Genomic DNA, 14,842 nt, shown 5'->3' on the forward strand with positions numbered 1-14,842 from the left:
AGGGGCGATAGCTGTTCTAACACGAGACGTGCCAATACAGACACGCCGAGAACTTCCGGGAGGACACTCATGCGCCGTTACATTCTGGTGGGCGTTGCGGCCCTGTTGGCGCCCGCAATAACAGCTGTGGCCGAAACCGGCACAGCCACGCAGGCGACGATCGAGGCCAATCGCGCCTTTTCAGAGGGGCTGCCCTGGGACGACACGACTGAAGCGGAGCTGTCTGATCGCGGCTTTGTTGCCACGCGGGAAGACCCCATCATTCTGGGAGCCGATGGCGAAGCTGTGTTTGATCTCAACGCCTATGATTTCACGGCTGGCCCAGCCGCCGAGACGATGAACCCCAGCCTCTGGCGCCATCTCAGCCTGCTGAAGAAGCACGGGCTTTATGAGGTGACGCCGGGCATCTGGCAGGTGCGCGGGTTTGACCTGTCGGTGATGAGCATCATAGAGGGCGAGACAGGCTTCATCATTGTTGATCCGTTGACGGTAACGGAATCGGCAGCGGCGGCGTTTGAGCTGGTGAAGCAGCATCTGGGCGACAAGCCGATCCATGCGGTGATCTATACCCACAGCCATGCTGATCATTTTGGCGGGGTCAAAGGCATCGTAACGGTTGAGGATGTGGCCGCTGGCAAGGTTCAGATCATCGCGCCGGACGGCTTCATGGAACATGCGGTCAGCGAGAATCTGATTGCGGGCGGCGCGATGAGCCGGAGGGCGAATTTCCAGTTCGGATCGCGCCTGGAGCCCGGCCCGGCGGGGCAGGGCGGCGCCGGCATCGGCACCGGCATTCCCCGCGGCACGATGAGCCTTATTCCGCCCACCCATTCGATCACGGAAACCGGCGAGACGATGGTGATCGACGGGATCGAGATCGAGTTCCAGCTGACGCCCGGCACCGAGGCGCCGGCTGAGCTGAACTTCTACCTGCCGCAACTGCGCGCGCTATGCCTGGCGGAGAACGCCAATGCGACGATGCACAATGTGTTGCCGCCGCGCGGGTCGCTCGTGCGCGATGCCAAGGCGTGGGCGGATTATCTGACCGAGTCGATTGCGCTCTATGCGGACAAGACCGACGTGATGTTCGTGTCCCATGGCTGGCCGCGCTGGGGGCAGGCGGAGGTGACCGAGTTCATGAGCCATCACCGCGACGCGTACAAATTCCTGCATGACCAGACCATCCGCCTGATGAACAAGGGCTATACCGCGAGCGAGATTGCCGAAGTGATCGCGCTGCCCGAAAGCCTCTCAAGCAAATGGTACAATCGCGGCTATTACGGCACGATGGCGCACAATTCGAAGGCGGTCTATCAGCGCTATCTCGGCTGGTATGATGGCAACCCGGCAAACCTCAATGCCTGGCCGCCGGAAGAAGCGGGCAAGCGCTATGTAGCCGCCATGGGCGGCGCAGCGAAGGCGCTGGCTGTGGCGCAGTCGGCCTATAACGCGGGCGACTATCGCTGGGCGGCGCAGGTGGCGAGCCATATCGTGTTTGCCGATGATACGGACGCGAGCGCGCGCGAAGTGCTGGCCAAGGCATTCGAGCAGATGGGGTATCAAGCCGAGGGGTCTCTTTGGCGGAACATGTATCTCACCGGCGCGGCCGAGGCACGGGAAACGCCGGCGGATCGTCAGATCACGACCGTTTCGCCGGACATGATCGGCGCGATCACCACGCCGCAGGTGTTCGACATGCTGGCCATCCGTGTCGATCCGGCAAAGGCTGAGGGGATCGATACCTCGGTGGCGTTCGTGTTCCCGGATCGGGAGGAGACCCGGCGCGTTTCGTTGCGCAATTCGGTGCTGGTGCATGAGGAGGGCGTGACCGGGCCTGTGGCGGCCACTGTCACCATTCCGCGCCCGGCATTTCTGGCCATGCTGTTTGCCGGGCAGACGCCGGCTGCACTGATGGAGGCAGGCATCATGAAGGTGGAGGGCGAAGCGGGCGCGACGGCCGCGCTGATGTCTGCCTTCGAGCCTGCAGACACGGGCCCCCCTTTCGAGATTGTCACGCCATAATGCAAAAGGCCGGGTGATGAGCCCGGCCTTTCAGTTTCCGATTTCGGCGGCGCGCTTATTTCTTCGCGCAACGGCTGTTGAAAACGGCAATGTCGTCATTGTAATCGCTGACGCTTGCCTGAAGCGCCAACTCGCGCCGCGCAAGAACCTGTTTGGCAGCGTCATACGCCGCTTTGGCTTGGTCCGCCGTGGCGGCATGGCCTGAAGACACGAGCCGATGGGTTTCGGCGTCTTCCCAGGCTGTGCCCGCCGTCTCGACTGTTTCGGCGGCGGCGTCACGCGTTTCCGTCATCCGGGTGATGTCGGTTTGTTTTGGCGGCAGGGTTGCCGCCATCGCCTTGCAAGCTTTGACATCCGATGCGCCATTGGCGCTGGCGGTCGCCGCAACGGCGCCGAAGACGATCACCGAAAGCACAAGAGGGCGGATTACTGGCATGGGGAACCTCCGAATTTCTGCACGCCAGTATCAAAATTTCCGATGAAGCCAAGCTGAACGCGCGCGCCGTGAAATGGCCCCATTTCAATCGTGGTGCTGTTCCACCCTGATCTGCCCGGCGGTGATCTCATCGATGATGTTGAAGACCGCTTCAAAATCCTTGAGCAGATCGCGGACACGGTCAGCGCTGTCCAGCGGTTTGAACATGCTGCCGGGCTCGAAGAGGTTGCCACCCTGAACGGTAATCAGGCATTCGCCGCCATCAAAACAGGCCTTCAGTTTCCCGCCTTTGAAGGCGTTTTCGATATCCACCAGTTTCTGCATGACATCCGGTGTCAGCAGGTAACGGCTTTCCACCTGATCGGTGGTGTAGACTTCAAAGATCTTTTCAAAGGTGGGGTCTTCCAGGCTGGCGCGCTGCATGCCTTTGCTTCCGCCGCCGCCAAAGCGGTTGAAGAATCCGGCATCGCGGGTGATCAGTGTGCGGCCATAGAAGGTTTTGTGAAAGTCCAGCCGCAGGCACTGGCCCTTGAAGACGGTGACCCAGGTGGTGCGTGTCCGGCCTTTGGAGTCTGTCGTTGTACGCCGCTCCTCGAGGTGAGCTTCGAACAGCTCAAAATTCACCTCACGGCGAACGCCTGTGATGAAATCCTCATACTTGGCGCGGTCCCAGCCGGGTACGACACCGAGTTCCTTGTGGCGTCTGATGGACGCGACCTCCCCCGGATCAGCGGTGAAATTCAGGCCGAGTTGTTCTGCGATGGGCAGGACGATCAGCGACTTTGCCTCTTTGGAAAATTTGGTGATGCCGTGTTCGCCGCCGGCATAGGCGACAATGCCCAGAAATCCGCCGATGAAGCCGACCCATATCTGCTGGGTCACGGCAGCGATCGCGATGCCGGCAAGGAAGACACCCCCGGCAATCCAGCGGCACAGGATGGCCCGTTTGGCCGCCTTGATCCGGTCAGCTTCCCGCTCCAGCAAGGCGGGGCGGATGCGTTCCTCGAAGATCTGCCCGAAGCCCTGAAACTCTTTCGGGAGGCCTGACAATGCATCCAGAACTGATTTGTCTGCCGGGGAGGGCGCCTTGGGGGTTGTGTCATCCGTCATTCAAACTGTGTCCCGATCTGCCGTCTTTTGTGGGAAGCTTAGGGCGAGTTGGCGCCGGCTGAAAGGCCCTGTTCGGGGGTGTCAGAGTTTCAGACGGAGCAGGAATTCGAGATCTTCGTGACGGCCGACCGGGAAGATGAACTCGCCAACCTTCTCCCAGCCATAACGGGCGTAAAGGCGTTGGGCGCCGAAATTTTCCGAAAATACGCTGAGATACATCTCTGGCGCGTTCCGCTTGCGCGCCCAGGCCAGCGCTTCATCGACAAAGCGCGAGCCGAGGCCCTCGCCCTGAAGCGGGGTATCGACATAGAGGCGCTTCATCTCCACTGCGCCGGGCAATGCGCCCTCCGCGGGCAGTGAGAGCGGGCTGCACAGGAGGTAGGCGCCGAGCTTGCCATCGCCATATTCGGCGACACGGACAAGATTTTCCGGGCCGGTCAGATAGCCCCGATAGGCATCCATCCCATGGGATTCTTCAAGAAAGGCCGCGAGGTCTTCCGGGTTGTAAAGCTGCCCGAACTTGTCCGTGAACGTTTTCTGCGAGAGGGCGGTGAGCGCGGCAAGGTCTCCCGGCCCGGCATCGCGCACCTTGAGGGACGTCAGATTAATCGGCATCGTCTTGGCCATAGATAGCTGTGCCCGACCCTGACGCATCGATCCAGCCGCGATACATGCCGGCGGAGTTGAACACGAAGCCATAATCGCCCGTTCCGCCGATCACGATGACGCCGCCATCTCCGCCCAGCGCGGCCACTTCACCCAGCGCAACGCCAGCGGCGGTCTTCACGTCTTCCCCGCCAAGTTTCACGCGGTCGCAGATCGTTTTGGCAACGCCGACGCGGATGAAATATTCGCCATGCCCGGTGGCGGAGACCGCGCACACGCCGTTTTCGGCATAGGTGGCTGCGCCAATCAAAGGCGCGTCGCCCACGCGGCCTGCGGCTTTGGCGGTCATGCCGCCCGTGGTGGTGGCGGCGGCGAGGTTGCCTTCAAGGTCCATGGCGACGGCGCCCACCGTACCGTGACGATCTGCGGCGGTGCGGGCCCGCTCGCGCAGGACACGGTCCAGCGCTTCGCGGCGGCGGTCGGTATCGAAATATGTGTTGTCCACCATCTCGAGGCCCTGGTCCTGCGCAAACGCATCGGCGCCTTCGGCCGCAAACATGACGTGTTCGGATTTTTCCATGACGGCGCGGGCCGCTTTGATCGGATTTTTCACGCGCATCACGCCGGCCACGGCGCCCGCATTCCGGTCGCGTCCATCCATGATGGAGGCGTCAAGTTCGTGCGTGCCTTCAGCCGTGAAGACGGCGCCTAGCCCGGCATTGAACAGCGCGTCGTCTTCCATCGTCAGCACGGCGGCTTCAACGGCGTCAAGCGCGCTGCCGCCTTCGCGCAGCACGGCGGCGCCCGCCTCAAGCGAGACGTTCAGCGCGGCAATATAGGCCGCCTCCATTTCAGGCGTCATGGAGCCAGGCAGGATCACGCCGGCCCCGCCATGGATCACGAGGCGCCACTCGGGCGTCGCAGAGGCAGGGGCGGCTATTGGCTCAGAAGAGGCACTGGCGCAGGCGCTCACGATCAGTCCACTGAGGGCGAGGGCAACATGCGTCAGTCTCTTCATGGGTCAGATACCTTCCAGGCTTTTGCGGGCAGCTTTGAGTTTTTCCCGGCGGGCGCCCCAGTCGCGGATACGCTCGCGGTTTTCCTCAACGATCTCTTCGGGCGCCTTGGCTACGAAATCGGCATTGGCCAGCTTCTTTTCAGTGCTGGCAATGTCCTTGTCGAGGGTGGCGATTTCCTTGTCGAGGCGTTTGCGCGCTTCGGCCACATCGATCAGGTCGGCAATGCTCATCGCCGCTACCGTTGATCCGACTACGGCAGAAACCGCGCCGGCAGGCATCTCGTTGGGCAGGGTCACGTCTTCCACGCGCGCCATGCGGCGCAGGATTTCCTCATGGGCGCCAACGCGCATGAGGTCGATGTTGGACGCATTGACGATTGCCAGCGGAACTTTTGCGCCGGCGGGCACGCCCAGATCATTCCGCAGCGAGCGTATCTCGCTGATCAGGTCGATCAGCCATGTAATCTCGTCCGTGGCGGCGCCGTCGCGCCAACCGGCGCTCTTTGGCCAGTCCTGACGCATCAGGAAGCCTTGATCATTCGCGCGGCCCGGCGCGCGGCGTTCCCAGAGTTCTTCTGTCACGAACGGCATGAACGGATGCAGCAGCTTCAGCGCTTCATCAATCACATAGCCACAAACCATGCGGGTTTCGCTCTTGGCGCCGTCATCCATCCCCGCGAGGAGGGGCTTGATCAGCTCCAGATACCAGTCGCACAGCGTGTTCCAGATGAAGCGATAGAGCGCGCCAGCGGCCTCGTTGAAACGATACTCCTCCAGCCCGCGCGTGACATCGGCTACACAGGCATCGAGTTCGCTCAAGATCCAGCGGTTCACCGGGCGTTCAATCGTGGACGGATCAATCGGGCCGGGCGCGCCGCACTCGTTCATCTCGGCAAAGCGCACGGCGTTCCAGAGCTTGGTCGAGAAGTTCCGGTTGCCTTCCACCACCTGTTTGGACAGGCGGATATTGCGGCCTTGGCCAGCCAGACGGCTCATCGCAAAGCGCAGCGCATCGGCGCCATACTCGTTGATGAGGTCGAGTGGGTCCATGACGTTGCCCTTGGACTTCGACATCTTCTGGCCCTTCTCGTCGAGGACGAGGGCATGGATGTAAACGTCCTTGAACGGAACCTGGCCGGTAAACTCCATGCCCATCATCATCATCCGGGCAACCCAGAAGAAGATGATGTCAAAGGCGGTAACCAGCGTGGCCGTGGGGTAAAACGTCTTCAGCGCATCGGTCTCATCCGGCCAGCCCTGCGTGGAGAACGGCCAGAGTGCGGAGGAGAACCAGGTGTCGAGGACGTCTTCGTCTTGAACCAGTTTTTTGCCTTTACCGGCAGCCGCCTGCGCTTCCTGCTCAGTTGCGGCGACGAAGACATTTCCGTCCTCATCATACCATGCCGGAATCCGGTGGCCCCACCAGAGCTGGCGCGAAACGCACCAGGGCTGGATATTGTCCATCCAGTTGTAATAGGTCTTCGACCAGTTCTCGGGAACGAAGCGCGTCGCGCCGTCCTGTACCGCCTTGATGGCCGGCTGGGCGAGGGTGTGCGCATCGACATACCACTGATCGGTGAGCCACGGCTCAATGACAACGCCGGAGCGGTCCCCGAAGGGCTGTTCGATCTTGAGCTTTTCGATCCGCTCAAGGAGTTCCAGCGCTTCAAAGGCTTCAACCACCTTGTCGCGTGCCTTGAAGCGGTCGAGGCCGCGGAAATCTTCCGGAATGCCCGCGGCGTCTGCCTCGGCGCCGTTGACGATGGCGGCCACGGCAGTGAGAATATTCAGCGGCGCATGGCCCGCGCGCTTGCCCACTTCAAAGTCGTTGAAATCGTGCGCCGGCGTGATCTTAACGGCGCCGGAACCCTTCTCGGGGTTGGCATATTCATCCGCCACAATCGGCACGCGGCGGCCAACGATGGGCAGCTCCACGAATTTTCCGACGAGACCGGCATAGCGCGCGTCTTCGGGATGAACCGCAACGCCGGTATCGCCCAGCATCGTTTCCGGGCGAGAGGTGGCGACCACGATGTAATTGCGCGTCTCTGTGCCCGCCGGATTGCCGTCTTCATCCTTGACCGGATGTTCGTAGGTAACACCATCGGCGAGGGGATAGCGCAGATGCCAGTAATGCCCGTCGACTTCCTTCTGCTCGACTTCGAGATCGGAAATCGCCGTCTGGAAATGCGGATCCCAGTTCACGAGGCGCTTGTCGCGGTAGAGCAGTTTCTTGCGGTAAAGGTCCACGAACACTTTGGTGACGGCTTTGGAGAGGCCCTCATCCATCGTGAAGCGCTCCACGCTCCAGTCGCAGGAGGCGCCGAGGCGCTTCAGCTGACCAACAATTGCGCCGCCGGATTCTTCCTTCCATTTCCACACGCGCTCGACAAAGGCCTCCCGGCCCATGGAGCGGCGATCCGTGTTGCCTTCCTGGGCCAGCTGGCGCTCGACGACCATCTGCGTGGCAATGCCCGCATGGTCGGTGCCTGGCTGCCAGAGCACGTTCTTGCCGCGCATCCGCTCGAAGCGGATCAGCACATCCTGAAGGGTGTTGTTGAGCGCATGGCCCATGTGCAGCACGCCGGTAACGTTGGGCGGCGGAATGACGATGGAATAGGCTTGGGCGCTGGTATCGCCCGATGGATGGAAGCAACCCGCTTCCTCCCAGGCTTTATACAGCCTTGGTTCGGCTTCGGCGGGGTCAAATCTTTGATCAAGCATCGGTTCTTATGGGCTTTACGGGCAGGGCAAAAAGAAAAAGCGCGCCTGTGAAGGCGCGCCGTTCCCTATAGCAAGTTTGAGGGATGAGGCTAGCGCGCCATGCGGGCAATCCGCTGTACTTCGGCTTCTACCTTCTCTTCGACGATACGGGCGAGGTTGGCATCGAGCCATTCCTTGACCATCGGCTTGAGCAGTTCGCGCACCAGGCCTTCCAGCGTGTTGTCGCTGCCCATGTCCATCTTGGAGATCAGCTTGCCCAGCGCACCAGCGGCCGATTCGGCCGTATTTGCGTCAGTCAGCGGCTCATTCGCATAGCGCGGGGCGGCGGGCATCTTGGGCTCCGGTTCGGGTGCGGGTTGAAAGGCGCGGGCCACAGGTTGGGCGGCTGGGCGATAGGGTTCAGGCTCGGGTTCGGGCAGTGGCGCTGGGGCGGGCTCGGCCTCACGCGCCTTCGATGCGCCGAGAATCGCTTCGAAGGAGAATTCCGGGCCCTTGATCTCGGTCGTGAACTCTTCGGCGATTTCATCGGCGATGTCGTCTGCCAGATCGGGCTCGTCACCCTCGAACATGCCGAGGTCATCGGCGTCGTTATCATAGGAGAAGTTCGGGCGGCTGCCGGCGCTCTCCGGCGCTGCGTCCCGCATGACCGGCTGGCCCGCAGTCGGGGCAGGGCCGTCATCCGCGATGATCTTGCGGATCGATGCGAGGATTTCCTCCATCGTCGGTTCTTTATGCGCTTCGTTGGCCATCTCAGCCCCTCGCTGGTGGAATCACAATCTCTGAATACCACCGATAGGGTGGTGGGGTTAACAAGCGTTTGACATCGTTAACGCTCAGGGCCCCGGTGTATCAGCCAATCGTGCCAAGAGCGCCGGTCGCGCGCAGCAGGTTGTGGGCGGCCACATAAGCGTCGCGCTCTGCCGCCACGAGGGCCAGGCGCGCGTCAAACAGCTGCTGTTCCTGATCGAGCGTGTCGAGCGTCGAGCGGACACCGACGGACAGCTCCTCCATGGCGCCCTCATAGGCGATCTCGGACGCCTCGACCTGACGGCGGGAGGCCTCAATCGACCGCAGGGAGGCGTCATAGCTGTACCAGGCCTGGGTCACCTGGGCGCGTACCTGCGTTTCCAGATTGTCGATGAAGCGGCGGGCCTGTGCCCGGCGCAGTTTAGCGCTTTCAGTCTGCGCCTTCACGACGCCGCCCGAAAGCAGTGGAATGCGCGCCTGCGCAAGTGCGGAAACGCTGGTGTCCCGCTGGTTGGCATCACCGAAGGTTTCCTGCGCGCTTGCCGTGCCGACAAGGCTGATCTGCGGCCGGCCATCGGCGCGGGCCGAATCAACAGCCGCTTCGGCCGCGCGCAAATCCTCGCGGGCAGCTGCAATGGATGGGTTATTTATTGTCGCCGCGGCGAGCGCGTCTTCAAGGGTCGCGGGCAGGGGCGGAACCGGCGGGGGCGGGGCAAGGTCGCCCGCCTGAAGGCCGGTGAGAAACTGATAGTTGGCCTCACTGGACTGGAGGGTCGCCTCTGCGCCCGCCAGCGCCGCACGCGCGCCTTCCAGACGCGCCTGTGCCTGGGCAACATCCGTGCGCGTTACAACGCCCACTTCGAAACGGTCACTTGCCGCGCGAACCTGTTCGCCGGTCACGGTCACATTGTTCTGGCGGATGTTCACCGCTTCCCGGTCGCGCACCACATCCATGTAAGCGGTCACCACCTGGAGGATCAGATCCTGGCGCGCCGCCGAGAATCCCAGATCGGCCGAGCTGATGCCTGCCTGTGCCTGGCGGATGCCTGCCGAAATCTTGCCGCCGGTATAGATGGGCTGGATCGCCTGCAGCTGCGCCGTGGCAATCGGGCGATCTCCCACGCTGAAGGCAAAGGGGCTGGTCGTGTCGATGTATTCGTAGCCGCCTGTGGCCGAGAAATTCACCGTCGGGCGACCGGCGCCGCGCGCCACTTCGAGGTTCTGCCGCGCAATATCCGTGTTGTAGCGCTCGATCTCGAGCTGCGGGTTGGTCGCAAACGCTGACTCAATCGCTTCGGGCAGCGTTTCGGCCATCGCCGGAGATGTGATGCAGATTGCGAGGAGGCTGGTCCCGAGCAACAGCCGGGGCGAAAGCTTGCGCATGATGAATACCCTGTTGGTCCTTACAGCAGGATATATATGCCTTTATTGGGATAAGGTGAACGCTGTTCACCAAACAATAAAGACGCAGGCATTTTCAGAAGGTGAAGCTGGCCTTGCGATCAAATTCTGCGAGCTTTGGCGGAGAGGCGTCAAACCCATCGCGTGAGGACAGCGTGTCTCCGGCCTTCGTGAATACCTTGCCGCGGCCAAGGCGGCGGTTGTCGTCGGCCATCACGGCCACCAGGCGGCCACCTTCAGCAAGCTGTGCGCCCCAGGCCTCGGGCAGCGTTTCGACCATGCCGCAGACATAGATGACGTCGAAGGGCGCCTGTGCGGGCAAACCCTCGGCGATCTTGCCTTCCACGGGCGCGATGCGATCAATGCCCAGGTCCGCGAAACGGCTGGTCATGGCGTCCACCAGGCCCGGCTGATCATCCAGCGCGATGACCGTGTCGGCGATATGGCTGAGCAGCGCGGCCTCATAGCCCGAGCCCGCCGCGATCACGAGGACCACATCGGTGGGTTTTACCTGCGCCATCTTCACCAGCTTGGCGGTGTCGCGCGGGGTCCACAGGGCGCGGCCTTCGGATGTCTGGATTTCCATTTCCGAATAGGCGACGGAGCGGCGCGCGCTGGGGACGAATTCTTCGCGCGGTGTGCGCATGAAGGCGCCCACGATCGCCGGGTCGGTCACATCATTCGGGCGGATCTGGCTGTCCACCATGATTTCGCGCGCTAGGTCGAAGTCCATCTTGAAATCGCCGTTTCTGAATCGCTGGATCGGTATGCCCCCTCTAGCATGACGGCGCGCCCGCGCAATGCGCAGGATCGCCGCGACATGCTTCTTCTGTGAAAGGTGATGAAAGGCCGATTGTCTCCGCCGCGAAGCGCTGCTAGAGGGCCTTTCTCCTGAGGCCCTATGGCGGAGTGGTGACGCAGCGGATTGCAAATCCGTGCACCCCGGTTCGATTCCGGGTGGGGCCTCCACCGACTTTCCCGACACTTCAACATCCGCGCGTGCAGCCCGCCATGCTGAACGCCAATATTCTCATTTGTTGCAAACTGTTTACCCGGCATTAACCATTTCGGGCGAATTTGGGCATGTCTTCTCTTGGAGACACCCACCATCACCCAACGCCTTCGGCGGGAGCTTGTCTCCCGCCTCTTTTCTTTCTGGGGCAGGGTTTTCGTCAGGGGTCTGCGCCATGGCTGTTCAGCGGGCGCGCTTTCCACAGTTCCAGCCACCATCGCAGCGTATTTTCTGCGCGAGGCGCTATTTGCCTCTTGAACCTGCGTGCCGGTCTGGCTATTCCCCCGTCTTCCAGCTGTTCCGCGATAGCTCAGTTGGTAGAGCAGGCGACTGTTAATCGCCCGGTCGCAGGTTCGAGTCCTGCTCGCGGAGCCACTCTCTTCCCCACATGAAATGCGCAGTCACTCCCTCGGGAGAGACCATTCGCCTTCGCCCAGATGGCGCTGCATCATCACGGTGTCTTCCCACTGGCCGAATTTCAGGCCGACGGCTTTCAGTGTGCCGACATTGCTGAACCCCAGGCTACGGTGCAGGGCGATGCACGCCTCATTGCGGCCCGTGCCCATTACCGCCAGCATCTGCCGCCACGGCCCGGCTTCGCACCGCGCGATCAGCTGGCCCAGCAGCGCGCTGCCCACGCCGCGCCCGCCAAATGCTTCGCTCACATAGATCGAATCCTCGACCGTGTGGCGATACGCGGCCCGGCTGCGATAGGGCGAGGCATAGCAAAAGCCCACCACGAGACCGTCAGCTTCCGCGACCAGGAAGGGCAAGCTGCTGGCCAATACACCAGCCCGCCGCATCTTCATCTCGGGCAGCGAAGGCGGCACTTCCTCGAAAGTTGCCGGGCTGGTCAGAACAAAGTGCGCATAGATGGCCTGGACGGCCTCCATGTCGGCGTCGTCAGCGTCGCGAATGGTGAAGGCCGCATCAGGCCAGCCCGTTGAGGTGTCGGATTTCAGCGCGTATCCCATGGGGTCTCCAGCTGGGGTGTTTGGTTTCCCCAAAGAGAGCCCCCACTGTGGCCCGAAAGCAACAATCGCCTGCGACGGGAGGGCGAACCCTGCGCCGCCTCCCGTTTTTTGAGCAGAGATTTGCGTGAAAAGGCGTTTTCCGGGCAAAGGCACGGAAAACCGGGATTTTTCATGTGTACGTTGTGTAAAGGTAAGTGTTGGCGCCTTCGTTCATGAGCCGCCCTCAGAGCGTCGGTATGGTTCCGCCATCAATCACATACTCAGCGCCGTGAATGGACCCGGCCCGGTCAGAGACGAGAAACGCGATCAGGTCTGCCACTTCTTCGGGAAGGGCGGGGCGTCCGATGGGGATGCCGCCCAGCGCGTCCAGAATGGATTGACGCGCCGCTTCTTCACTGCCGCCGCTGCTCTCGGCAATGCGCTTCACCATCGCTTCGGCGGCGCTCGTATAGATCCACCCCGGAGAGACCACGTTCACCCGCACGCCTTTAGGGCCGACCTCTTTGGACAGCGCCTTACTGTACGCTGCCAGCGCTGCCTTCGCCGCGGCATAAGCGGTAGTGGAATCGTAGAGCGGAAGCCGGCGCTGGATGGAGGCGGTGTGAATGATCACGCCTTTTCCGCGCTCGATCATTTGAGGCACCAGCAGCCGGTCCAGCCGCACGGCAGACATCAGGTTGAGGTCCAGCTCCGCCTGCCACACATCGTCTCCGCTGGCGGCAAAGCCGCCGCCCGGCGCTTTTGATCCGCCCAGCACATGCACCAGAATATCGGCGCCGCCCATGCGTTCGAGGGCAGCGTGTGCCAGCGCGTTGGCGCCCTCGGCTGTGCTGAGATCGGCGCGAACGAAGCTCGCTTCGGGAATAGTGTCGGGGCGGGCAGAGCGTGCAGCTGTCACAAGGGTTGCCCCCGCCGCTGCAAGCTTCTCGAACACGGCATAGCCCGCGCCTTGCGTTCCGCCGGTAACGACAACACGCTTCCCGGAAAATTCATTCGTAGACTGCGTAATCATGGGGCAATCTCCAGATGTGCGATCTTGTCCTCGCTGAGGCGAAAGCGGAATGTCAGCATGACGGGGCTGCCGGGAAACGCACCGGCCACATTTGCCGTCACAATATGCGTGCCATCTTCGCTGGTCGCCCAAACGGGTGTGGCAACGGCTTTGGCACCCAGGGTGGCTTCAGTGATCCATGCGCGCAATTCTTCCGTTCCCGAACGGGTTTTGCTTTCGTCGACCACGACGGCGTCGGCCGCAAAAGGCGACAGCATCCGCTCGACATCAAACTCCGGATTGTCGGCAAAATACCGGTCAATGGCAGGGGGCAACGGGGTGGGCAGGGTCATGGCATCTCTCCTTTGAGGGGCGGCAATATTGCCTTCCCCCATCAAATGCGGCTAAGCATTCAGAACGGCAAGAACCTACTAAAAAGTAAGGTACATACTTATGAGTAAGCGACCGGACTATACGGCCCCTCTGGCTGCGGAAGGTGTGCAGAATGCGCTGCGTATTCTCGAAGGGCGCTGGAAACTGGTCATCCTGTTCCAGCTGTTTGGCGGCAAGGTGATGCGCTTCTCAGAGCTTGAGCGCGCCATCCCCGGCATCTCGCAGAAAATGCTCATCCAGCAGCTTCGTCAGATGGAGAAGGACGGCGTGGTCACCCGCATCATCCATCACGAAGTGCCCCCTCGCGTGGAATATCACCTCACAGAATGGGGCCAGTCCCTTTGCCCGGCACTCGACGCGCTGTTGCTGTGGGCGGAAAATGCGCCCGCAGACATACGGGCAGTTCTGCTGAGCGGGGTGGCCGCAGACTAGTCTCCCGCAAACGCAGGGCATCTTTGGGCAAAGTCTGTCAGGAGAAATGGTGCCCGGGGGCGGAATCGCGAGCGCCCTTACACCTCTGTTTTGATTTCAGAAATAAATGTGGAGCGTCGTCGAATGCCAACAATCTGCCAACAATTCGGTAGTTGTTGGCATGGGAGAGTGGTTCGATTCCGATTTCCACAGGAAATCCGATAAATTGATCTCCCTGACTCTGAGATGTGGGTCAAGAGGGCCTCATCGACGAGGTTGGCGATCCATCTCGAACGATGAACTGTGGAGCGAGAATTGAGGTTAGAGATACGTCACTGACATATGGGTCGATGACGCATACGACGGCATGGCGCGACGTTGAGGCTGACCGTTGTGGAACCATCGGAGTTTATTGGTCGATCAAGTTCGGCTGGCATGACGAATGAAGAGAAAGCGCAGCTGATCTCGCCAATCGGCGCGCCGAACTGATCGAACATTGAGACCTCATCGCCGATACTTATGGAAAGTGACATGACCAACGCCGCCACAAGCATCAAAAAAGGCCTCCAGGAGGCGCTCACCCACGCCAAAGGTCACAAGACGGGCGCATGGGTTCATCATATCGAAGTGCCTGAGCCTGATGTGGCCGCAATCCGCGAGCGCTCGGGATTGTCGCAGGCCGAATTTGCTTGCAGCATTGGCGTCGCCGTAGGTACCCTGCGAGGCTGGGAGCAGGGGCGCAGACGCCCTGAAGGCGCGGCGCGGGTACTGCTCGCGCTCATCGAAAGGCGACCCCGGATCGTGCAGGACGAGCTGCTGACCTAGACGCGGATCGCCGACAGCAAACTGCCAGCAGGGTCGAGGTTGTCCATTTCTTCAATTAGGGACAGCGGGCGACGAGACTTCGCGGCTTGGGCGTTAGTCTCAAAAATCCTGGCTGTTGTCGCGCCTTAGCTCGACGAGCGTTCGTCTGAGTAGGAGCGGACAGGCCTGAATA

Annotated in this window: 14 protein-coding genes and 2 tRNA genes; 5 read left to right on the top strand and 11 right to left on the bottom strand. The window is 61.5% G+C overall.

Annotated features, from left to right (window positions below; translation table 11 throughout):
* Positions 1 to 69: 69 nt before the first annotated feature.
* Entirely contained in the window at positions 70 to 2,022 is a 1,953-nt protein-coding gene (locus tag HNE_RS08255) for an alkyl/aryl-sulfatase (protein ID WP_011646679.1), read from the top strand.
* A gap of 55 nt (positions 2,023 to 2,077) precedes the next feature.
* On the opposite strand, the gene HNE_RS08260 is transcribed toward HNE_RS08255, so the two are convergent.
* From HNE_RS08260 to HNE_RS08295, 8 genes are all read right to left on the bottom strand, one after another.
* Positions 2,078 to 2,458, bottom strand: coding sequence for a hypothetical protein (locus tag HNE_RS08260; RefSeq protein WP_011646680.1), 381 nt, complete (start codon positions 2,456 to 2,458; stop codon positions 2,078 to 2,080).
* Positions 2,459 to 2,542: 84 nt separating this feature from the next.
* Positions 2,543 to 3,568, bottom strand: coding sequence for a DUF3137 domain-containing protein (locus HNE_RS08265; protein ID WP_049755084.1), 1,026 nt, complete (start codon positions 3,566 to 3,568; stop codon positions 2,543 to 2,545).
* An 81-nt stretch (positions 3,569 to 3,649) separates the two neighbouring features.
* Positions 3,650 to 4,183, bottom strand: coding sequence for a GNAT family N-acetyltransferase (locus HNE_RS08270; protein ID WP_011646682.1), 534 nt, complete (start codon positions 4,181 to 4,183; stop codon positions 3,650 to 3,652).
* Positions 4,173 to 5,192, bottom strand: coding sequence for an isoaspartyl peptidase/L-asparaginase family protein (locus HNE_RS08275; RefSeq protein ID WP_035591802.1), 1,020 nt, complete (start codon positions 5,190 to 5,192; stop codon positions 4,173 to 4,175). Before HNE_RS08275 ends, HNE_RS08270 begins: the two co-directional genes overlap by 11 nt.
* Positions 5,193 to 5,195: 3 nt before the next feature.
* Positions 5,196 to 7,916, bottom strand: coding sequence for a valine--tRNA ligase (locus HNE_RS08280; protein ID WP_011646684.1), 2,721 nt, complete (start codon positions 7,914 to 7,916; stop codon positions 5,196 to 5,198).
* An 89-nt stretch (positions 7,917 to 8,005) separates the two neighbouring features.
* Positions 8,006 to 8,665, bottom strand: a complete 660-nt coding sequence (locus HNE_RS08285) for a PopZ family protein (protein WP_011646685.1) — start codon at positions 8,663 to 8,665, stop codon at positions 8,006 to 8,008.
* A gap of 100 nt (positions 8,666 to 8,765) precedes the next feature.
* Positions 8,766 to 10,046: a TolC family outer membrane protein gene (locus HNE_RS08290; RefSeq protein ID WP_011646686.1), complete on the bottom strand. Its 1,281-nt coding sequence runs from the start codon at positions 10,044 to 10,046 to the stop codon at positions 8,766 to 8,768.
* A gap of 94 nt (positions 10,047 to 10,140) precedes the next feature.
* On the bottom strand, positions 10,141 to 10,797 hold the full coding sequence (locus HNE_RS08295; RefSeq protein ID WP_011646687.1) for a protein-L-isoaspartate O-methyltransferase family protein: 657 nt from the start codon (positions 10,795 to 10,797) through the stop codon (positions 10,141 to 10,143).
* Between the two features lie 162 nt (positions 10,798 to 10,959).
* Here HNE_RS08295 and HNE_RS08300 point away from each other — a divergent pair.
* A tRNA-Cys gene (locus tag HNE_RS08300) sits at positions 10,960 to 11,033 on the top strand.
* A 342-nt stretch (positions 11,034 to 11,375) separates the two neighbouring features.
* Positions 11,376 to 11,451: transfer RNA gene (locus HNE_RS08305), tRNA-Asn, on the top strand.
* A 26-nt stretch (positions 11,452 to 11,477) separates the two neighbouring features.
* Here HNE_RS08305 and HNE_RS08310 read toward each other — a convergent pair.
* The 3 genes from HNE_RS08310 to HNE_RS08320 form a co-directional block, all read right to left on the bottom strand.
* Entirely contained in the window at positions 11,478 to 12,050 is a 573-nt protein-coding gene (locus HNE_RS08310; protein WP_011646689.1) for a GNAT family N-acetyltransferase, read from the bottom strand.
* 223 nt (positions 12,051 to 12,273) lie between these two features.
* Positions 12,274 to 13,062, bottom strand: a complete 789-nt coding sequence (locus tag HNE_RS08315; RefSeq protein WP_011646690.1) for an SDR family oxidoreductase — start codon at positions 13,060 to 13,062, stop codon at positions 12,274 to 12,276.
* Positions 13,059 to 13,394, bottom strand: coding sequence for a nuclear transport factor 2 family protein (locus HNE_RS08320; RefSeq protein ID WP_011646691.1), 336 nt, complete (start codon positions 13,392 to 13,394; stop codon positions 13,059 to 13,061). Before HNE_RS08320 ends, HNE_RS08315 begins: the two co-directional genes overlap by 4 nt.
* A gap of 100 nt (positions 13,395 to 13,494) precedes the next feature.
* Here HNE_RS08320 and HNE_RS08325 point away from each other — a divergent pair, with 100 nt between their 5' ends.
* Positions 13,495 to 13,866, top strand: a complete 372-nt coding sequence (locus HNE_RS08325) for a winged helix-turn-helix transcriptional regulator (RefSeq protein ID WP_011646692.1) — start codon at positions 13,495 to 13,497, stop codon at positions 13,864 to 13,866.
* A gap of 510 nt (positions 13,867 to 14,376) precedes the next feature.
* A complete protein-coding gene (locus tag HNE_RS08330) occupies positions 14,377 to 14,670 on the top strand; it encodes a helix-turn-helix domain-containing protein (RefSeq protein ID WP_035591881.1) in 294 nt (97 codons plus the stop codon).
* Positions 14,671 to 14,842 lie beyond the last annotated feature (172 nt).

The sequence above is a fragment of the Hyphomonas neptunium ATCC 15444 genome, from assembly GCF_000013025.1.
Lineage (GTDB): Bacteria > Pseudomonadota > Alphaproteobacteria > Caulobacterales > Hyphomonadaceae > Hyphomonas > Hyphomonas neptunia.